General features: G+C 71.6%; 20 protein-coding genes. 11 read left to right on the top strand and 9 right to left on the bottom strand.

Translation table 11 applies throughout. The features are described 5' to 3' along the window. Positions 1-9: 9 nt before the first annotated feature. Positions 10-936, bottom strand: coding sequence for an RNA polymerase sigma-70 factor (locus P0Y31_RS09430; protein ID WP_275868596.1), 927 nt, complete (start codon positions 934-936; stop codon positions 10-12). After that, positions 933-1,925 carry an NAD(P)-dependent oxidoreductase gene (locus tag P0Y31_RS09425; RefSeq protein WP_275868594.1) on the bottom strand — a complete coding sequence of 331 codons (993 nt, stop codon included), beginning with the start codon at positions 1,923-1,925 and terminating at the stop codon, positions 933-935. The genes P0Y31_RS09430 and P0Y31_RS09425 overlap by 4 nt, the downstream gene beginning before the upstream one ends. Before the next feature lie 266 nt (positions 1,926-2,191). Between P0Y31_RS09425 and P0Y31_RS09420 the strand changes: the two genes are divergently transcribed. The 3 genes from P0Y31_RS09420 (at position 2,192) to P0Y31_RS09410 (ending at position 3,199) form a co-directional block, all read left to right on the top strand. Beyond that, complete coding sequence (locus P0Y31_RS09420) at positions 2,192-2,473, top strand: hypothetical protein (RefSeq protein ID WP_275868592.1); 282 nt, start codon at positions 2,192-2,194, stop codon at positions 2,471-2,473. A gap of 73 nt (positions 2,474-2,546) precedes the next feature. Beyond that, positions 2,547-2,963 (top strand): VOC family protein, encoded by a 417-nt coding sequence (locus tag P0Y31_RS09415; RefSeq protein WP_345803625.1) that lies wholly within the window; start codon positions 2,547-2,549, stop codon positions 2,961-2,963. 53 nt (positions 2,964-3,016) lie between these two features. Then, positions 3,017-3,199, top strand: a complete 183-nt coding sequence (locus tag P0Y31_RS09410) for a LysR family transcriptional regulator (RefSeq protein WP_275868590.1) — start codon at positions 3,017-3,019, stop codon at positions 3,197-3,199. 149 nt (positions 3,200-3,348) lie between these two features. On the opposite strand, the gene P0Y31_RS09405 is transcribed toward P0Y31_RS09410, so the two are convergent. Continuing rightward, the gene (locus tag P0Y31_RS09405; protein ID WP_275868588.1) at positions 3,349-4,179 is read right to left on the bottom strand and encodes an IclR family transcriptional regulator C-terminal domain-containing protein; all 831 of its coding nucleotides are present in this window, start codon (positions 4,177-4,179) and stop codon (positions 3,349-3,351) included. A 130-nt stretch (positions 4,180-4,309) separates the two neighbouring features. Here P0Y31_RS09405 and P0Y31_RS09400 point away from each other — a divergent pair, with 130 nt between their 5' ends. From P0Y31_RS09400 to P0Y31_RS09390, 3 genes are all read left to right on the top strand, one after another. After that, positions 4,310-4,714 carry an iron-sulfur cluster assembly protein gene (locus P0Y31_RS09400; protein WP_275868586.1) on the top strand — a complete coding sequence of 135 codons (405 nt, stop codon included), beginning with the start codon at positions 4,310-4,312 and terminating at the stop codon, positions 4,712-4,714. Between the two features lie 3 nt (positions 4,715-4,717). Next, complete coding sequence (locus P0Y31_RS09395) at positions 4,718-5,740, top strand: amidohydrolase family protein (protein WP_275868584.1); 1,023 nt, start codon at positions 4,718-4,720, stop codon at positions 5,738-5,740. Between the two features lie 177 nt (positions 5,741-5,917). After that, positions 5,918-6,337, top strand: coding sequence for an SRPBCC domain-containing protein (locus P0Y31_RS09390; protein WP_275868582.1), 420 nt, complete (start codon positions 5,918-5,920; stop codon positions 6,335-6,337). 9 nt (positions 6,338-6,346) lie between these two features. On the opposite strand, the gene P0Y31_RS09385 is transcribed toward P0Y31_RS09390, so the two are convergent. From P0Y31_RS09385 to P0Y31_RS09375, 3 genes are all read right to left on the bottom strand, one after another. Then, positions 6,347-8,584, bottom strand: a complete 2,238-nt coding sequence (locus tag P0Y31_RS09385) for an FG-GAP-like repeat-containing protein (protein WP_275868580.1) — start codon at positions 8,582-8,584, stop codon at positions 6,347-6,349. A 137-nt stretch (positions 8,585-8,721) separates the two neighbouring features. Then, positions 8,722-9,291, bottom strand: a complete 570-nt coding sequence (locus tag P0Y31_RS09380) for a hypothetical protein (protein WP_275868578.1) — start codon at positions 9,289-9,291, stop codon at positions 8,722-8,724. Between the two features lie 277 nt (positions 9,292-9,568). Continuing rightward, complete coding sequence (locus P0Y31_RS09375; RefSeq protein WP_275868576.1) at positions 9,569-9,997, bottom strand: hypothetical protein; 429 nt, start codon at positions 9,995-9,997, stop codon at positions 9,569-9,571. A gap of 250 nt (positions 9,998-10,247) precedes the next feature. On the opposite strand from P0Y31_RS09375, the gene P0Y31_RS09370 reads away from it, so the two are divergent. Both P0Y31_RS09370 and P0Y31_RS09365 read left to right on the top strand, forming a co-directional pair. Continuing rightward, positions 10,248-11,909: an NERD domain-containing protein/DEAD/DEAH box helicase gene (locus P0Y31_RS09370; RefSeq protein WP_275868574.1), complete on the top strand. Its 1,662-nt coding sequence runs from the start codon at positions 10,248-10,250 to the stop codon at positions 11,907-11,909. 10 nt (positions 11,910-11,919) lie between these two features. Then, entirely contained in the window at positions 11,920-12,564 is a 645-nt protein-coding gene (locus tag P0Y31_RS09365; RefSeq protein ID WP_275868572.1) for an SDR family oxidoreductase, read from the top strand. Positions 12,565-12,579: 15 nt separating this feature from the next. On the opposite strand, the gene P0Y31_RS09360 is transcribed toward P0Y31_RS09365, so the two are convergent. Beyond that, the gene (locus P0Y31_RS09360) at positions 12,580-13,506 is read right to left on the bottom strand and encodes a peptidase (protein WP_275868570.1); all 927 of its coding nucleotides are present in this window, start codon (positions 13,504-13,506) and stop codon (positions 12,580-12,582) included. A gap of 146 nt (positions 13,507-13,652) precedes the next feature. Between P0Y31_RS09360 and P0Y31_RS09355 the strand changes: the two genes are divergently transcribed. Beyond that, positions 13,653-14,033 carry a VOC family protein gene (locus P0Y31_RS09355; protein WP_275868568.1) on the top strand — a complete coding sequence of 127 codons (381 nt, stop codon included), beginning with the start codon at positions 13,653-13,655 and terminating at the stop codon, positions 14,031-14,033. Positions 14,034-14,057: 24 nt separating this feature from the next. On the opposite strand, the gene P0Y31_RS09350 is transcribed toward P0Y31_RS09355, so the two are convergent. Both P0Y31_RS09350 and P0Y31_RS09345 read right to left on the bottom strand, forming a co-directional pair. After that, entirely contained in the window at positions 14,058-14,279 is a 222-nt protein-coding gene (locus P0Y31_RS09350) for a hypothetical protein (RefSeq protein WP_275803754.1), read from the bottom strand. Positions 14,280-14,466: 187 nt separating this feature from the next. Next, complete coding sequence (locus tag P0Y31_RS09345) at positions 14,467-14,949, bottom strand: hypothetical protein (RefSeq protein WP_275868567.1); 483 nt, start codon at positions 14,947-14,949, stop codon at positions 14,467-14,469. 274 nt (positions 14,950-15,223) lie between these two features. On the opposite strand from P0Y31_RS09345, the gene P0Y31_RS09340 reads away from it, so the two are divergent. Continuing rightward, positions 15,224-18,541 (top strand): TM0106 family RecB-like putative nuclease, encoded by a 3,318-nt coding sequence (locus tag P0Y31_RS09340; protein WP_275868565.1) that lies wholly within the window; start codon positions 15,224-15,226, stop codon positions 18,539-18,541. A 39-nt stretch (positions 18,542-18,580) separates the two neighbouring features. Further along, positions 18,581-19,009 carry a hypothetical protein gene (locus P0Y31_RS09335; RefSeq protein ID WP_275868563.1) on the top strand — a complete coding sequence of 143 codons (429 nt, stop codon included), beginning with the start codon at positions 18,581-18,583 and terminating at the stop codon, positions 19,007-19,009. The last annotated feature ends 19 nt before the right edge of the window (positions 19,010-19,028 follow it).

The raw sequence follows: 19,028 nt of genomic DNA, 5'->3' as shown, positions 1-19,028 counted from the left end.
CACGCTTCGTCAGCGAGCCGAGCGGAGGATGGCGGTGGCGTCGCCGACCGGGCCGAGGTGGGCGAGCTTGTCGGGGTTGACGATCGAGCGGATGCCAACGATCTGGCCATCGGCGACGTCGAGCGCCCACACGGCCAGCAGGCGCTCCTGGTCGTCGAGGAACACGGCTCCCGGGTCGCCGTTGACCTCGACCGGGCGGACCGACACCTGAGGGAACCGGGAGAGCAGCCTCAGCCAGTTCGTCAACGTGTGGGCGACCCGGCTGCGACCCCGCAGCGACCGCGCCAGCGCCGGGACCTTGCCGCCACCGTCGCCGGTGAGCTCGACGTCGTGGGCGAGCAGGGCTTCGAGCCCGGCGAGGTCGCCCTCCTGGGCTGCGGCGAAGAACCGCTGGGCCAGCTCCTGCTGCTGCTCGCGCGTCGTGCTGAACCGGGGCCGGCGCGTCTTGACGTGCTGCCGGGCACGGGACGCCAGCTGGCGGACGTTGTTCTCGGTCTTGCCGACGATGTCGGTGATCTCCGGGTAGCCGTAGCCGAACACGTCGTGCAGCAGCAGCACCGCACGCTGCTCGGGCGAGAGGCTCTCGAGCAGCACCAGCATCGCCATCGACAGCGAGTCGGCCGTCTCGGCCTGCCGAGCGGGGTCGCCCGCCTCGTCGAAGCCGTCGGTGATGATCGGCTCCGGCAACCACTCGCCGACATAGCGCTCGCGCCGAACGCGGGCAGAGCGCAGCTCGTTGATCGCCAGCCTGGTCGTGACCGTCGCGATGAAGGCCCGCGGCGACGCGATCTCCTGGCCCGCGTCGAGCGACTGGTGCACCCGCAGCAGCGACTCCTGCACCACGTCCTCGGCCTCGGTGACGCTGCCGAGCATCCGGTATGCGATGGCGAACGACGTCGGCCGCAGTTCCTCGAGCAGCTCGTCCCGGGACGTCACGTGACCTCCTGGCCTGTCGCCCGACCTGCGCGAGGCCGCGGATCGTCAGACCCGGCCTCGGTCAGCTCGCGGAAGCCCTGCCGCCAGCTCGGGTGCGCCGGGCTCCAGCCGAGCTCACGCTTGGCCTTCGCGTTGGACGCGCCCCGCAGCTCGGTCATCATCACCGCTCCGATCTCACCCGTCAGCAGCCGCCCCACGAAACGGGGCACGTGCCTCGGCTCCTTGGCCCCCAACGTACGCGCCAGCGTCGGCAACCACTCGGCAACCCGCGCCGGCTCGTCGTCGACGATGTTGTAGATCCCGCGACGGCCCCGGTCGATGGCCGCCACGGTGGCCGAGGCCGCGTCGGCGATGTGGATGAACGACCAGACGCCGCCACCGTCACCAACCACCGGGAACTGGCGCCGGCGCACCGCCTCGGTCTGCTCGCCGTCCGGCCCGAGCGAGGTGCCCGGCCCGTAGAACCCGCCGTAGCGCAGCACGATCCCCTCGGTCCAGGTCGCGGCGAGCACCGAGTCCTCGACGTGCCGGATCGCGGCGACGGTCTCCCGCATCTCCTTGGCCGGGTGGGGCCCGAACGGGTCCTCCTCGGTCTTGACCGGCCCGCCGGTGCGCTCGTAGGCAGCGAAGAAACTCTGCGCGACGAAGCGCTGCACCCCGACGGCCTGACCGGCGGAGAGCAGGTGGTCCGTGCCCTCCGTGCGCAGCCGGTTGGTCATCGCGAACGCGCGGTCGAAGTGCCTCAGGTCCATCGGCCCGATGGACGTGAGCTGGTGGACGATCACGTCGGGCTGCACCCGTCCGACGGCCTCGGCGACCTGCTCGGCATCGAGCGCATCGGCCACCACCGGCACGGCGCCGAGGCCGCGCAGCAGCTGCTGCTTCGACGCGCTGCGCGTCATGCCGTGGACCTCGTGGCCCGCCTCGACCAGACGCGGCACGAGCTGCCGCCCGATCGCGCCGGTCGCTCCTGCGACGAACACCTTCATCGTTCACTCCCTCGTCGATGGTCCTGTACCAACCAAGACAGAGCAGCCCTCCCGGCTGTGACACCGGTTGTCGGATCCGCGCGCGGACGTTGTCGGTGACCGGTCGTAGTCTTCTCCGCGACCTCCCCGCGAGCGCCACCGGACAGCGGTATGCCGCGTGCGCGCCCATGGTGCGCCACGCGGCATACCGGGTGGTTCCGAGAGGCTCACGAAGCCCGTCAGGGACACGGGGCTCTCAAGATCTACGTCGAAAGAGGGGCAGTGGGATGACGACGTGCGAGGACTGCGCCACCTGCGCGCGACGCCCCGAGCTCGCCCGCCGCCTTGGTCGCACGACGGGCAAGGTGGCCGCCCTGGCGCAGCCGTGCCAGGCATGCGGGCACCGCCTGCACCGGCACCTGCACGGCTGGGCACGAGCCAGCACGCTCGCCTCATCCCCGGGCGAGGTGGAGTTCGCCGTCGGTCCACCCCTGCGGGAGAGCCCACTGGGGCGGTTGCTCGTCGAGCTCGGTGAGTACGACGACTACTTCGCCCATCTCGACCGGTGACCGGCGCGCCCTCCGGAGGGGCGTGCGTCATTGGGCCGAGGTGCCCGCCCGGGGACGGGTCAAGACTGGGTCGGTGACCAGCTCCGGCCCCAGGAAGGACAGCCCGATGTTCGGCAGCAACCAGGTGATGAGCAGCTTCTCCAGCAACGACATCCCCGCCGCCAAGGCCTTCTACAGCGACACCCTGGGCTTCGACGTCGAGGAGCAGTTCGACGGCCTGCTCCTCAAGTTCGGAGGAGGCGGGCAGGCCATGGTCTACCCCAAGGACAACCACGAGCCGGCGACCTTCACCGTGCTCCACATCGTCGTCGACGACGTCGAGAAGGCGGTGGACGACCTCACGGCCAAGGGCGTGACCTTCGAGCAGTACACCGAGGACCCGATCAAGACCGACGCGAAGGGGATCTCGCGCGACCTGGGCGGCGCCATCGCGTGGTTCAAGGACCCCGCCGGCAACATCATCGGGGTCGCTGAGATGCCCACGGGCTGACCGAACGCGCCGGTGGCTGGCAGGAGGGAGCCCCCGGGCACTAGCGTCGCAGCGTGGCAAGGGCTGAGGGCGCACCGGCGTTCACCATGAACCAGCTGGCTGCCTTCGTGGCCGTGGCGGAGGCGGGCACCATCAGTGGGGCGGCCGAGCGCCTGCGGCGAGGTGCGCGGTCGCATCCTTCCGGCGCGCTCGGCCTGACTCCGGGACTGGACGCGCATCGAGGCGCCGACCCTTGATCTGCACGACGACGCGCCACCGAGCGAGATGCATCACGGGAGGAACCCCAGAGAGTGACGTCAGGACCGCCTAACCGTTGCCCCGATGAGCGGGGCACCGGTCAGCCTGCGCAGCAGCACAGACGGCCGGACAAAGCCGGGTGCGCCGGTCAGGCGTGGGCCAGGTCGCGGGCGGCGCGCATCAGCTCGGCGCCGACCTGCGGGGACAGCTCGTCGGTGCGCGTCGACACCACCACCGCCCAGACCGGCCCTTCCGCGGGAGGGACCGGCGACCCCGCGGCCGCCCCACCCCGCGACAGCTGCGGCACCGAGACCGTCTGCGGCACCAGCGCGGCCGCGCACGAGACCCCGTCGCGGTACTCGCCGTGCTCGACCACCGGACCGGCCGTGTCGACCGACCGCAGCCAGCCCTCGAGGGCCTCGGCGTCGGTCATGGTCTGCGCGGTGAAGGCGGGGAGCCCACCCTGCGACCGCAGGTACTCCCTGCGGGTGGCCCGCGGCATCGCGGCCAGCAGCGCCTTGCCCAGCGCAGTGGCGTGCGCGGCCACCTCGAGCCCGACCTCGAAGTCCTCGAGGTAGGGCGAGCCAGGTCCCTCGACCACCTCGGCGACGACCATGCCCGACGCGCTCAACCGGCCGAGGTACGCCGACAGTCCGGTCGCCTGCACCAGGTGCGACAGCACGTCGCGTGACTGGGGCGGCCGGCCGAGCGACTCGACCACGTCGTGGAAGCGCCGGGGCAGCTCGGTGCCCACGTCGTAGCAGCCGTCGGGCAGCCGCCGCACGTAGCCCTCGTAGGCCAGGGTGCGCACCAGGTGGTAGGTCGTCGACAGGTTGAGCCCGCTGCGCCGGGCGATCGCCTTCACCGGCAGGCCGGGGGAGGTCGTCACCACTTCGAGCACCCGCAGCGCCCGCGAGACGCTCTGCACGAGGTCCTCCGGCTCGGGGCCGCGGGCCAGCGTCACCTCGGGTTGGCTCATGGCGCGGCCTCCTCCCGACGACGCCGTCCCGATCGAGGGTAACCGCGGAGCAGGCTGCCAGAACAGGCGTTTCGCCATGGGAAATCCCGGGGGCTTATGGCAGCCCGGGCGAGCGCCGAGACTGACCCTCATGACGACAGTGCCAGCCGTCGACCCCGCCATCCGCGAGCGGCTCACCGGCGTCTACGACCCCTGCTGTCGCGAGAAGGGCATCAGCGTCGTCGACATGGGTCTGCTCCACCGGGCCCACGTCGACGACGCCGGCCGGGCGCGCGTCGAGTTGCTGCTCACCAGCGGCTGGTGTCCCTTCGCGAGCACTGTGCTCACCGAGATCAAGACCAGCGTCGAGGACATGCCGGGCATCACGCGCGCCGACGTCGAGATCGTCTGGGACGAGGCGTGGTCGACCGAGCGCCTCGCCCCCAGCGCCCGCGAGAAGCTGCGCTTCCTCCCGCCGCCGACGCGTGCCGGCGACCCCGCGGCATACGTCGAGAAGCACTGGACCACAGGCAGACCCGCAGCGAAGGAGCACTGAGCCATGATCGGTGACGCGATCGTCTTCGACGGGGTGGCCCACCCCTTCAACTTCGAGGCGGACAACGCCTACGGCACGGCCGGGCAGATGTTCTCCAACCACCTCTACGCCTTCCACGCCACCCTCACGCCCGACGACGAGACCGTCATGCCCTCCCAGGAGTGGCTGCACAAGTGGACCCCGGAGGAGATCCGGCAGATGGTCTACAACGAGTCGGACACCGACATCTGCATCGCGATGCCGCTGCCGCTCACCGACCTCTACCGCGACGGCCTCAGCTCGTGGCAGCGGTGCACCGAGCTCACCGCGCTCGACCCCGACCGCACCGTCTTCTGGGGCACCTGCAACCCCCTCGAGGGCAAGAAGGCGCTCGACGACATCACCCGTCAGGTGGAGGAGTTCGGGGCGAAGGGCTTCAAGTTCTACAACGTCCGCTACGAGGACGGCGGCCCGGTGCCGTGGCGCATGGACGATCCCAAGGTGGCCTTCCCGGTCTTCGAGCACCTTCAGAAGCTGGGCATCAACCTCGTCGGCGTGCACAAGGGCGTGCCGCTCGGCCCGCAGCCGGTCGAGTTCACCCAGACCTGGGACATGGACGGCGCCGCCGCGAACTTCCCCGACATCAACTTCGTGATCTACCACGTCGGCCTGCCGTTCATCGACGAGACCTGCTGGCAGCTCATCCGCTACCCCAACCTGCACGCGAGCCTCGCGGCCACGATCAACTTCGTCGTGCGCGCCCCGCGGATGTTCGCCGAGATTCTCGGCAAGCTGCTCTTCTGGTGCGGCGAGGACAAGATCGTCTACGGCTCCGAGGCGCCGATCTTCCACCCACAGTGGGCAATTCGGGCGTTCTGGAACTTCCAGCTGCCCCCCGACCTCGTCGAGGGCTACGGCTACCCGCAGCTCACCCCGCAGGCCAAGAAGAAGATCCTCGGCGAGAACCTCATGCGTCTCCACGGCATGGACGTCGAGGAGACCAGGGCGCGTCTTGGGAAGAGGGAGGGCGAGCCGCTGCCCGCCTGACCGCCACGCGCCCTTCCCGGGTATGCCGCGTGGGCGACCTCACCCCCGCCCGCCCGCCCACGCGGCATACCGTTCGTCGATGGGGCCCTCAGACCTGTTGCCCGAACCACCCTCCACGCGGTCGACTGTCCTCGTGGGTCCGCCCACCCGGGGCGGCCCGCCGAAACGGAGGTCTCCATGAGCAGTGAGGTCGACACCTTCACCGACGACGTCGACGCCGGCGAGCCCGAAGCGGGCGTTCACGCCGGCGTCACCATGTCAGCCCCGGTGGAACGGGTCTGGGAGCACCTGATCAGCCCCGCCGGCACCGAGGCGCTGCTGGGGCAGGGCGCCCGGCTCGGCAGCAAGGGCGAGCCCTGGCGCGCGAGCGACGGCTCCTACGGCGTGATGCGCAGCTTCCACCCGCTCGAGCAGGTGCGCGTCAGCTGGCACCCGCACGAGGACGGTCCGCTGAGCATGCTGGACGTGCAGCTGCGCGCGGACGGTGACGGCACCCGGGTCGACCTCTACCACGAGGGACGCGGCATCGCCGGTGACCCTCGAGGTGACCACCAGCACTGGCAGGAGGCGCTGGGACGGCTCGCCGGCGGCCTGTAGGGCTGAGCCTCAGCGCACCCCGACGATGCGCGTCGTGTCACCCCACGGCGCGCTGATCCGCCTGGCCGTCGTGAAGGTGCCCTTGCCGGTGCCCGGGAACAGGTAGTTGACGTTGGCCGGCGTGCGAGCGAGCAGGTCGGCCCGCCCGTCGCCGGTGAGGTCACCGACCGAGAGCACGGTGTTGAACGACCGCCAGCCGTGCGAGACGACCGTGCCCGCCTGGTAGCCCCGGGCGGTGGGGTACGTGACCCCGGTGCCGCGGTAGAGGTAGAGCGTGCCCGCCGGCGTGCGCCCGAGCAGGTCGACGCGGCCGTCGCCGGTGACGTCGCCCGGGGTGATCATCTGCGTGAACGCCTGCCAGCCGGTGCCGATCCTGCGCGGGGAGGTGAAGCCGCCCGTGCCGGTGCCGACGAGGAGCCACATCTCGCCGTTCGCCTTGCGGGCCAGCAGGTCGGGCTTGCGGTCGCCGGTCCAGTCCCCGGGGGTGACGAGGTCGGTGTAGGCAGCCCACCCGCGGGCGAGGAGGACCCGGCTCTGGAGTCGGCTCGTGCCGGTGCCCTTGTAGAGGTAGACGTCACCGGCCGGGGTGATGGCGAGCACGTCGGCACGACGGTCGCCGGTGAGGTCGCCCGGTGAGACGACCTGGCGGTAGATGTTCCAGCCCGGCCCGATGCGCACGGGGGCGGCGATGCCGCCGAGCCGGCCCGGGTAGTAGTAGAGGTCGCCGATCCCGGTGCGCCCCAGCACGTCGCCGCGACCGTCGGGGTCGAGCCCGGCCACGGCGGTCGGCGTCGTGGTGGTCGTGGTGACCTTCGTGTACGACAGGCCTGACAGCGCTCGCCAGTCGTTGGCTGCGACCTTCCCGGTCACCGCGAGGGCCGCTGCGCGCTGGAACTTCTGGACCCCCGCGAGGGTCGCGGGCCCGAAGGCTCCGTCGGCGGTGCCGACCGAGAACCCGCGCCGGTTGAGCTCGAGCTGCAGGTCGCGCACGGCCCAGCCGGTCGAGCCGCTCGCCAGCGTGAGCGTGCCGTATGCCGCGTAGAGCCTGCTCGTGGTGACCGGTGCCGGACCGGAGGTGGTCGAGTACTTCGCGTAGAGCGCGGCCTTGCTGCGCAGGGTCGCCATCTGCGGGTAGAGGTAGCGGCCCGGGCACAAGGTGTACGACGTGTTCTGGTGGGCGTTGACGGTGGGCAGGGTGGCGGTGACGCCCTTGGCGAACTTCGCGCCGGTCCCTCCCTGTGAGGTCAGCCGCGTGCTGGCGCTGGGGTCCACGCCGTACTGCGACAGCTTCCAGCCGGCGACCTTGGCGAGGGCGTCGACCATCACGGCGGGCGCGCTGGCCGTCTCGTAGTTGCCGAGCGCGGCAACGCCCATGGTGTCGGTGTTGAAGCCCATGGCGTGGGCCCCCCGCACCGCGCGGGTGATCGAGCCGGCCCGGCCCTCGTAGATGCGCCCGTACTTGTCGACGAGGAAGTTGTAGGCGATGTCGGACCAGCCCAGGCCCCGGGTGTCGTAGGCGTAGATGCCCCGCACCTGGGCCGCGGCCGTCGCGGCCGTGTAGTCGTTGGAGCCGGCGGTGTGGTGGATGACGACCGCCTTGACCGTCGTGTTGTAGGTCGTGGCGCCGCGCAGCGACTCGTCGGCACCCCACTGGGCCCGGGTGATGATGGCGGGGGTCAGCGCCGTGGCCGACGCGGAGGAGGCCGGGGCACGGTTGACCAGGTCGTCGTCGGCTGCGGAGCGGCCGGGGTCGATCGTGGTGACCTTGAGGTCGGGCAGCGTCCTGCCGCCGGGGGTCTCGACACGCACCTGGATGCCGGTGGCGCCGTCGGTGACGAGGGGGCTGGTGCCGACCCGTGCCGCCGCCGACTCGTCCGACCCGGCCTCAGGGCCGTCGTCGGAGGCGCTGAGCGTCTCCCAGCCCGACCAGCCGGTGTCCTCCTTGACCCGCACCCGCACCGTCACGTCGGCCGCCGTGAGCCCGCTGCCGCGCGCCCAGGAGACGCCGGCGACCGTGAACCGCGGGCGGGACTGCCCGGCGGTCAGGGCCGACACGGCGTGCCCGGGCCGCGCGGCCCTGCGGTCGGTGGCCGACGCCGCGGAGGTGTCGACGCCGACGACCGCGGTCGAGGTCACGCGCGGAGCCACCGGGTGCGGCTTGTCGGTCGTGGCGAAGGAGACCGTGGGGAGGGCGATGAAGGCGGGGGTGAGGGCCAGGGCGAGCGTGGAGGACAGGAGTCGGCGCACGAGAGGGTCCAGAGGGGGAGTCGGGGCTGGTGAGACGTCAGTGAGGGTGACATCCGCCCCGGCCATTTGTCGCATTTCTCACGAATCCCTGACCGTTCGGCCGAGGCGGCCCCGGCGTGTCGGGGCTGGATGGGTTGTCAGCCCTCGGGCACCTCGCGCACGACGATGCTGTGGATGGGCGAACCGGGCAGGTCTCGCTCGTGCCGCGCCGCGAACGCCACCTCCAGCGCGTGGCCTGCCTCGCGGTAGCTGAACGTGATGCTCGTGCCGTAGCCACCAGACTGGTTCGCGGGTCCGTACATCGAAATCAGGTCGTCGGCCGTGGTGCGCCAGGTGAGCCCGAGTGGCAGGCGGCCTTGGTAGGCGCGGTAGCTGGTCTCCGACACCGGCAGCCCGAGCGCGGTCTCGTCGTTGAAGAGTGTCACCGCAGTGACGACCCCCGAGCCGTCAGCCGTCAGTGCGAACCCCTGCGACTGCACGTGGGCGTCGGTGTGCTCCCAGGACGTGCCGAGATCCCGCGCGTACCGCTGAAGCGCGGGGTCGTCCCACAGGTTCCGTCCGATGGCCCACTGCCAGATCTCGCCCTCGGCCCGCGGCGCAGGCGACGTGCTCGTCGTCGGGCCCGTCGTGCTCGTCGTGCTCGTGCGGTTCGTCGGCGGCCAGGGGTCAGGAGTCTCGCACGCGCCGACCAGGCTTCCCGCCAGCACGGTTGCTCCGATGATCCAGGTGGCGCGAAGCCAAGGGTGGGCAGAGGTCCTCGACGTGCAGCTCATCAACGGTCATCCCCTTCACCGCTCCCCGCTCTCTGCGGGAGCACGACCGGCGATCCCGGGGAAGGCCCCTGCGGCTTCCCGGCGTCGACAGTCTCGAACCCGGGCCTCAAAGCGCGCTAGAGGCCAACGTCACCGACCGCCGGTCTACTGACCTCGCGTCGGGCAGCGAGTTGCCCAACCCGCCACCCGGGCCCGAGGAGGCCCGGAGCCGTCAATCCAGCGCCCAGGTCAGTAGCGCTTGGCCAAGGGGCGACAGGGCGAGGGCAGTTGTGGCAAGGGACACCACCAGGGCGGCAATCAGAACCGCCCGCTGAAAGGCCGTGGCGAGCCGCCGTTCGCGCACTAGCCAGGCCCCAGCGACGAAGACACACACAGGGCCGAAGACGGGCGCGAAGGCGACGGTGAGCAGGCCCAAGGCCAGGATCCAGGGCAGTACTCCTCCGGGCCCCACCTGCGGCCACAGGTCATCTCCATGCGCCCCCATCGCGACCTCGTCCAGAGGATGGTGATGCATGCCGGTCATGTAGTACGGCAGGAGGAGCGTGAACACCCACGCCAACAGGAGGGCGACAGAGGCGGAGAGAAGCATGGCGTACCGGCGCGTCCTGACCTGCCGGGGAGCTACCGGCTCAACCCCCATCCCGCCACGGTAGCGGCGCATCCACCGCCGGTGGGCAGGAATCCTGCGTGCGCATCCGACGCTCGCCCCCTCGGCGTCGCGCGTCGCGCGTCGCGCGTCGCGCGGTCACCCGGTGGATCGAACGGGCGGACGACGTGCCGGTTCGGGGACCCCGGCACCTGCGTGACCCGGTTTGGCCCTTCGACAGCCTGCTCACGTGGCAGCATCACCGAGGAACTGGGACGACACGCTGTCAGACGGGAGGCAGGCCATGGGTGCTCGAGCGCTGCCGGAGGCACCGACCTTCACGACCGCTTCGGAGCGTGAGGTCTGGGAGCGGCTCGTCGGGCAGCTGCGCCCCGAGGACGTCGTGCTGGCCAACGTGCGCCTGACCGATGAGCGCAAGGACCACGAGATCGACCTCGTCGCCCTCCTGCCCGGCGCCGGGGTGGTGGTCGTCGAGGTCAAGGGCGGCAGCGTCTGGGTGCAGGACGGCCAGTGGGTGCAGACCCGTGGCTCGAGTACCAAGAAGATCGACCCCGTCGACCAGGCCCGCAGCAACCTCTACGCGCTGAGGGAGTACGTCGAGAAGGACCCGCGCTGGAAGAACAGCTCCCGCAAGCGGATCCGTTGGGGCCACACGGTCGTCGTTCCCTACTCGGACATCCACGAGGACTTCTGCATGCCCGACTGCCCGCGGTGGGCGGTGCACGGCAACGCCGACCAGGACGACCTCGCCGGCCGCATCTGGGACATCCCGACGCAGCAGGAGGGCGGCCACCGGGTCCCGGACGAGGACGACGTCGACCTCATCATCGAGATCCTCCGAGGCCGCCACCTGCCCGCCTACGACCCCGCCTCCGTCGCCGACGACCGCGAGCGCGAGGCCGACCGGCTCACCGCCGAGCAGGCGACCCTGCTCAAGGTGACGCGGCTCCTCAACCGGGTCGAGGTGCGCGGCGGAGCGGGCAGCGGCAAGACGGTGCTGGCCCTGACGCAGGCCAAGGAGCTCAGCCGCGGTTCGAGCGAGCGCCCGGCACAGCGCGTCGCCCTCGTCTGCTACTCGATCGGCCTCGCGGAGTACTTCAAGCGTGAGATCGCCCTCGCGCCGCGCAGGCACCGGCCGGCGTTCGTCGGCACCTTCCACGAGCTCGGCCGGTCGTGGGGCGCGCCGGACGGGAGCCGGGAGGACAGCGACTTCTGGGAGCACCACCTGCCGGAGCGGATGGCCGAGCTGGCCGCAGCGCTGCCGCCGAACGAGCGGTTCGACTCGATCATCGTCGACGAGGCGCAGGACTTCGCCGACCTGTGGTGGCGGCCCCTGCTGCGCTCGCTGAAGGACGAGGAGGCGGGCGGCCTGTTCCTCTACAGCGACGAGAACCAGCGCATCTTCGCCCGGTTCGGCCAGCCTCCCGTGCCCCTGGTCCCGCTCGTGCTCGACCACAACCTGCGCAACAGCCGCCAGATCGCGCAGTCCTTCGGTCCTCTGGCGCCGATGCGCATGACGCTGCGCGGCGGCGACGGCGTCGAAGTCCGGTTCGTCGCCACCAGCGCGGACGACGCGGTCAGTGCCGCCGACGACGAGGTCGACAAGCTCCTCACCGACGGCTGGCAGCCCCAGCACGTCGCGCTCGTCACCACGGGCAGGCGGCACCCCATCCAGGTCGAGCGGGCCGACGGCACCGACCAGCGCGAGTACTGGCGCTCCTTCTGGGAGAACGACGACGTGTTCTACGGCCACGTACTCGGCTGCAAGGGGCTCCAGCGCCGCGCGGTGGTGCTCTGCGTCAACCAGGCCGAGGTCACCGACCGCTCGCGCGAGCGTCTGTACGTCGGTATGTCCCGCGCCACCGACGTGCTCGTGGTCGTCGGCGACCCGGAGGTCGTCCGCGGGATGGGCGGCGACCAGGTCGCCGCCCGCCTCGGCCTCTAGGGTGGCAGCCATGGCGAACGTCACGGTCATCGGCGGCCACGGCAAGGTGGCCCTCCGGCTCATCCCGCTCCTCATCGACGCGGGCCACGACGTGACCGCCTGGATCCGCAGCCCACAGCACGTCGCGGAGGTGGCGGCGACCGGTGCGCGCGTCATGGAGGCCGACGTCGAGCAGCTCAACACCGACGAGATGGTGCAGCGGCTGCGCGGCCAGGAGGCCGTGATCTGGTCGGCGGGGGCCGGTGGCGGCAACCCCGGCAGGACGTATGCCGTCGACCGCGACGCCGCCATCCGCTCCATGGACGCGGCGCAGGAGGCCCGCGTCCGGCGCTACGTGATGGTGTCCTACTTCTACGACCGCCCCGACCACGGGGTGCCGCAGGACAACCCCTTCTTCGCGTATGCCGAGGCCAAGGCCGCCGCCGACGCCCACCTCCGGGGCAGCGGCCTGCGGTGGACGATCCTGGGGCCGAGCAGTCTCACCGACGAGCCGGGGACCGGCCGCATCGAGACCGGCGAGGGCGTCCGGGGCTCGTCGGTGAGCCGCGACGACGTCGCGGCGGTCGCGGCATACGTCTTGGACCACCCGAGCACGGTCGGCCGCGTCATCGACTTCAACAGCGGCGACGTCGCGATCGCGCAGGCTCTCGGCTAGGAGGGGGAGCGGGCCTCAGCCGCAGGGACCGGAGCCGAGCAGGCGCAGCCCCTCGCGGTCGCCAGGCCCCCAGTCGAGGATCCCCGCGTCGTTCTTGGCGTGCATCAGCTCCGCGCGGGACTGCACGTGGGTGAGCCCGACGACGTGGGCCAGCTCGTGCATGACGATGGCGCGTGCCTGGGCCCAGCCCCGCGACGAGCGCTGGAGGAGCTTGGACATGCTCGGTCCGTCGAGGTAGACGATCCCGCTGACCCACCGCTTGCTCGTGGAGATCGCGCTCCGGTCGGGGACCGGGCCGCCGATGCCGGCGATGTTGCCCTCGAGCTCCGGCACGACGGTGGGGTTGGTCCACGCGACGAGCACGGGGGAGGGGCGGTTGCCGTAGCGGCCGACATCGCGGCTCGGGCGGTTCTTCGAGGGCGGCTCGGTCGTGGTGCCCTCGATGCTGAAGACGAGTCCCGAGGCGGCGCTGACCCGGGCGACGGCCTCCCGAAGCAGCCCCTCGGCGCCGGTCGGGGCATCCGCGGTGTTGACCACGATGTGGATGACCTTGCAGGGGTCGAAGGTGACCGGCTCGCTGCGGAAGCCGGAGCGGGTGTCCATGAAGGCGTAGTCCGTGGAGTTCGACGCCTTGGTCGGCGCCACCCCGAGCGGCACGTCGCTGGTGACGGTGCGCACCTCCGGGGGCCGGCCCGTGATGATCGGGCCCGCCATCTCCCACCACTCGTCGTAGAACAGCGCCCCGCTGCCCAGGAGCACCCCCGCCACCCCCATGGCGAGACCACGCTGGGGCCCGGACGCGCGGGCGGGACGGCGGCGTGCGGCGCCTCCCTGCAGGGCGAGCACGTCGAGCCGGTCGAGCTCGGCGAGCTGGCGGCGCATCCACCGCCGACGTCGCGCCGGCCCGAACGTCGCCGCATCCCAGAGTCCCCCCACACGCACGCCGACATGCTGCCGACGGGGCGACGGCCGCATCGCCCGAAAGGGCCAACACGGGCCGAACGGAGGAGGCGGCCGCCGGAGGCGGGCACTCGGCATACGCCGCGGTGGGGTGGCGCACGACCCGCGCGGCGTCGGACACTCGCAGCGTGAGCGCGCAGTTCAACCACACGATCGTGCACAGCCACGACAAGCAGGCGTCGGCACAGTTCCTGGCCGACATCCTCGGCCTGGAGCCGCCGACGGCCTACGGGCCCTTCGTCGCGGTGCGGCTGGGCAACGGGGTCACGCTCGACTTCGCCGACGAGTTCGGCACCCCGCACCGCCAGCACTACGCCTTCCTCGTCTCCGAGGAGGAGTTCGACCAGGTGCTCGGGCGCCTCACCGAGCGGGGCATCACCTACTGGGCCGACCCGTTCCACAGCCGCCAGGGACAGGTCAACACCGAGGACGGTGGCAGGGGGCTCTACTGGAAGGACCCCAGCGGCCACGACCTCGAGGTCATCACCGTCCCCAACGGCGGGTGGTGACCGGGCGCCCGTTGCGCGGGCGGGCTACTCCTCGTAGCCCTCGGCGCCGGCGTGGGGGTAGTCCTCGCTCTCGTTGACGGAGATCTTCTGCTCGAGGAGGTCCGCCTCGTTGGCCTCCACCTCGGCCGTGTGGGGCGGCTCCTCGTCGGGAAGGTCCTCACCCGGGGTCGGCTCGGGCTCGCTGTCCAGACCCCTCTGCTGCTCCTCGAGGTCGGCGAGGGGGATGTCATCACGCGACGCGGTCATGCTGTCCTCCTTCTGTGCGCGGCCCGCGGGCCCCCGGTGGGCCCGCACGTCCTTCCCAGTGTGGCCCAGGGGTGGGCGGTTCTCGACAGGTGCGAAAGGCCCGGGACCCCTTCCGTTCACCACAAGACCCACACCGGTGACCGTCAGGGCAGCAGGGGGAACAGGAGGTCTGTCGCCCGGGCTGACGCTACGGGCAGGGACAGTTCAGGGCGCAGAGCATGTAACCGATCGGGTCGCCCTGATGCGTGGTTCCGCACCGCCTGATGCACCGGGTGCACCCCGACGTCGCCGCGTACTCCGGCTTCTTGGTCTCGGGGTCGCCGCCTCCCTCACCGTACGCGTCCAAGAAAGTCAGCCGCGCTGCGGTGCGCCTCATGCCCTTCAGCAAGGAGAACGCCCAGGCGTTCTCGTCGGTGGGCGTCGCGAACTCCAGCCTGACCACGGCGTGTGAGTGCTCACGGCAGGGGAGGACCCCGAGGGGTTCCGCGCTTGCGATGGCGTTGAGCGGCACCTTCGCCCACGACTCGCAGTCACCCATGGAGAAGAGGAAATAGCCCCCGCCGTCCTCGGCTTTCTTCACCATCCCTGCAACGGTGAATGGTGGCTCGAGGTCGTCCGCCTCCAGGCGGCGCTGGAACTCGTCTCGTGAGAATGCCCTGTCAGACGCCATGGTCCACTGCCCATCTCTCGTCGCTCACGGGGTCCGTCCGCGATCGTGGCCGTCCCTGCGGCCCCCAAGACGCCCGACGCCAACGGCCCACCTTGGACAACTCTTGAGGCTACGCCGGGAGAACGCGCTGAGGATCAGCAAGATGGCGTAGTCGACCGCAACCGGCGGTGTCACTGGTGTTCGACACGTGAGCAGCGCCGTCCCGCGGTGGAGCCACCGATCCCGACGCACTGCTCAAGGAGGGGCTGTCCGACCCCGGTGGCATGATCGCCGCATGCAGCGAGTCGACGGTCGCCTGGTGCTGAGCCCCACAGACCTCACCAAGCACGTCGCGTGCCCGCACATCACCACCCTCGACCGGCAGGCCCTCGACACGCCGGCCGCCGAGCTGGGCGCCACGGCCGCCGACGACGCCCTCAACCTGGTGTTCGAGAAGGGGCTGGCCCACGAGGCCGACTACCTCCAGGTGCTGCGAGACAGCGGGCTCCACATCGTCGAGATCGACGGCTTCGGGTCCGACCGCGAGGCGGCCGAGGCCGCGACGCTCGACGCGATGCGAGGCGGCGCCGACGTGGTCTACCAGGCGACGCTCTTCGACGGGCAGTGGGTCGGGCACGCCGACTTCCTGCTGCGCACCGACCGCCCCAGCCGGCTCGGCGGCTGGTCCTACGACATCGCCGACACCAAGCTCGCCCGCCGCCTCAAGGTGCCGGCCCTGCTCCAGATGGCGACGTATGCCGCGCGGCTGGAGACGCTGCAGGGCGTCGCCCCCCAGCGCCTCGTCGTGGTGACCGGCGACAAGGCGGAGCACCCGTGGCGGCTCGTCGACGTCGCCGCCTACGCCCGCCGGCGCCGGGAAGCGCTGCTGGCCGCGATCGAGCGGGGCACGCCGACCGAGCCGGTGCCGAGCCACCAGTGCTCGCAGTGCCGCTGGCAGAAGCGGTGCGCAAAGGAGTGGGAGCTCGCCGACGACCTCGTCCAGGTGGCCGGACTGCGCGGTGACCAGCGCGAAGCGCTGCGCGCCAACGGCATCCGCACCCTGGCCGAGCTCGCCGTGGCACCACTCGAGCAGGTCCGCGCCGCCGTGGGGAGCGGCACGGCCGGACGGCTGCTCCAGCAGGCGCGGCTGCAGGCGCACGAGCGTGAGACCGGCGTGCCACGATTCGAGCTGCTGCCGCCGGAGCCGGCCCGTGGGCTGCAGCGGCTCCCCGAGCCCAGCCCGGGTGACGTCTACCTCGACTTCGAGGGCGACCCGTGGGCCGACGAGGGCCGCGGGCGCGAGTACCTCGCCGGGCTCTGGGACCGTTCGGGGACCTTCACGGGCTTCTGGGCGCACTCCACCGAGGAGGAGAAGGTGCTCACCGAGCGCCTGCTCGACGAGCTCATGCGGCGGTGGAGGGCCGACCCGGGCATGCACGTCTACCACTACGCGGCCTACGAGCGCACCGCGCTCGAGCGGCTCACCGGCCGGCACGGGACGCGCGAGACCGAGCTCGACCAGCTGCTGCGCGGCGAGCGCCTGGTCGACCTCTACGCCGTCGTCCGCCAGGGCCTGCGGATCAGCAAGCCGTCGTACTCGATCAAGAAGCTCGAGGACTTCTACTGGGGCCACGTGCGCAGGGGCGACGGGTTCGAGGTGGCCGACGCGATGACCTCGGTCGTGGAGTACGAGCGCTGGCTCGTCGACGGTGACGACACGATCCTCGAGCGGATCCGCAGCTACAACGAGGACGACGTGCGCTCCACGCACGACCTGCACGGCTGGCTCGAGCAGCGACGGGACGAGCTCGGGCGGCAGGGCCACGAGCTCGGCCGGCCGGTGCCGCCCGAACTGCGCGAGGTGGGCGAGGAGGAGCTCGCCGAGACCGCCCTCGCCGATCAGCTGCTCGAGGCCGGTCACCACCTGCTGGCGGGCTGCGTCGGCTGGCACCGGCGCGAGGCCCGTCCCGGCTGGTGGGACTACTTCCGCTACGAGGGGCTCGACACCCGCGAGCTCATCGAGGACGCGACCGCGGTCGGCGGGCTGGGCGCGCCGCTGTTCGCCCGAGACGTCGCCAACGCCCGGGGCACGGTGACCTCGAAGGTCTGGCGCTACCCCTTCGAGCCGCAGGACTGCAAGCTGCCGGTCGACAAGTACGTCCACGACGTCGACACCCACACGTCGGTGGGGAAGGTCTGTGCCGTCGACGGCGTGAAGGGCTGGGTGGAGCTGTCCATGCGCGCCTCCGTCGACCCGCCGCTGCCGCGGGGGCTCAAGCCGCCCGGCCCGGTGGTCGACGCGGTGCTGCGCAGGTCCATCGCTGCCACCGCAGAGAGCCTGCTGGCGGGGGAGCGCGGCATGGCGGCACGCCTGCTCGACCGGGTGGTGCCTCCGGCTGAGGTGCTGCGGCCGCGCCCGGGGGAGGCGCCCGCAGACGCGGTGGTGCGCGTGGGCAGGTCGCTGCGGGGCGAGGTGCTGGCCGTGCAGGGCCCGCCCGGCACCGGCAAGACGTATGCCGCCGCGCAGCTGGTCCGCGCGCTGCTCGATGCCGGGCTGCGGGTGGGCGTGACGGCGCTGTCCCATGCCGTGATCCGCCACGTCCTCGACAAGGTCGAGCGTCCGGCGATGCAGAAGGTGTCCGAGCTGCCGGAGGAGCTGCCGGCCGGTCACGTGCGCCTGACGACGGTCAACGAGGAGGCCCGCGCTGCGCTGCAGGACGGTGAGGTCCAGCTGCTCGGTGGCACCGCCTGGCTCTGGGCCCGCGAGGAGATGCGCGAGTCGGTCGACGTGCTCGTCATCGACGAGGCAGGGCAGTTCTCGCTGGCCAACGCCGTCGCCGTGGCGCCTGCTGCGAAGTCGCTTGTCCTGCTTGGCGATCCACAACAGTTGACGCAGCCGAGCCAGGCGACGCACCCCTACGGCGCCGGCGTCTCGGCGCTCGAGCACCTCATCGGCGAGCACGACACGGTGCCCTCCGACCGCGGGATCTTCCTCGGCACGACCTGGCGCATGCACCCCGAGGTGACCGCCTTCGTCTCCGAGCTCTCCTACGAGGGCCGCCTCCACGCGCAGCGGGGGCGTGAGCGCCAGGCGGTCGGTGGGCAGGGGCCGCTCTCGGGATCCGGGCTGCGCTGGGCGCCCGTCGAGCACGTGGGCTGCTCCTCCGCCAGCGACGAGGAGGCCGCCGTGGTCGCCGGCCTCGCCAAGGACCTGCTGTCGCGGTCGTGGACCGACGTCGAAGGTGTCACCCATCCGATGACGGAGGACGACATCCTCGTGGTGGCCCCGTTCAACGCGCATGTGGCGAGGCTGCAGGCCGCCCTGCCCGACGGCATACGGGTCGGCACGGTCGACCGGTTCCAGGGGCGTGAGGCGCCGGTGGTCATCTACTCGATGGCGAGCTCCAGCGCAGCCGATGCCCCGCGCGGCGTGGGCTTCCTCTACGACCTGCACCGGTTCAACGTCGCGATCTCGCGGGCGAAGGCCCTGGGCATCGCCGTCGCCAACCCGGCGCTGCTCGACGCGCAGGTGCACACGCCCGAGCAGCTCCGAGCCGTCAACGCCCTGTGCCGCTACGTCGACGAGGCCGTCGAGGTCGGGGGCTGGGGATAACTCCGCTGCCGAATACCCTTTTCGGGCAACGATGCCCGCATGACCTTCAAGGACCTGCCACCTGACATCCGGAACCTCCCGCTGACCGACTCGCGGCTTGCCGGCGACGTCATCGACCTCATCATCGGTGACGATGCGCGGTCCCGGGGCAGCATCGGGCTCATGCTCTGCGACGGCCAGGACCGCGGCGTCCAGCCCGTCGTGCTGGCCGACGTGCCAGCCGACGCCGAGTGCACCGTCCTGCGCCAGCTCCTCGACCTCTTCCTGCCGGCCGTCGCCGAGGAGGGCGGCTCAGTGCTCGTCGGCCGCGGCCGTCGCGGCGGGGGTGCACCGAACGACCTCGACCGAGAGTGGCACCAGCAGGCCATCGACTGCTGCGCTGCCTCCGGGGTCCGGCTGCTCGGCTTCCACCTCGCCACCAGCGAGGGCGTCTTCGCGCTGCCCGGACCCCTGACTGCTGCCTGCTGAGATCGCTCCGGCGTCCCGC

This window comes from Knoellia sp. 3-2P3, assembly GCF_029223115.1.
Classification (GTDB): domain Bacteria; phylum Actinomycetota; class Actinomycetes; order Actinomycetales; family Dermatophilaceae; genus Pedococcus_A.
Note: the sequence above shows the minus strand (reverse complement) of the source record. Positions and strands in the feature narration are given on the sequence as shown.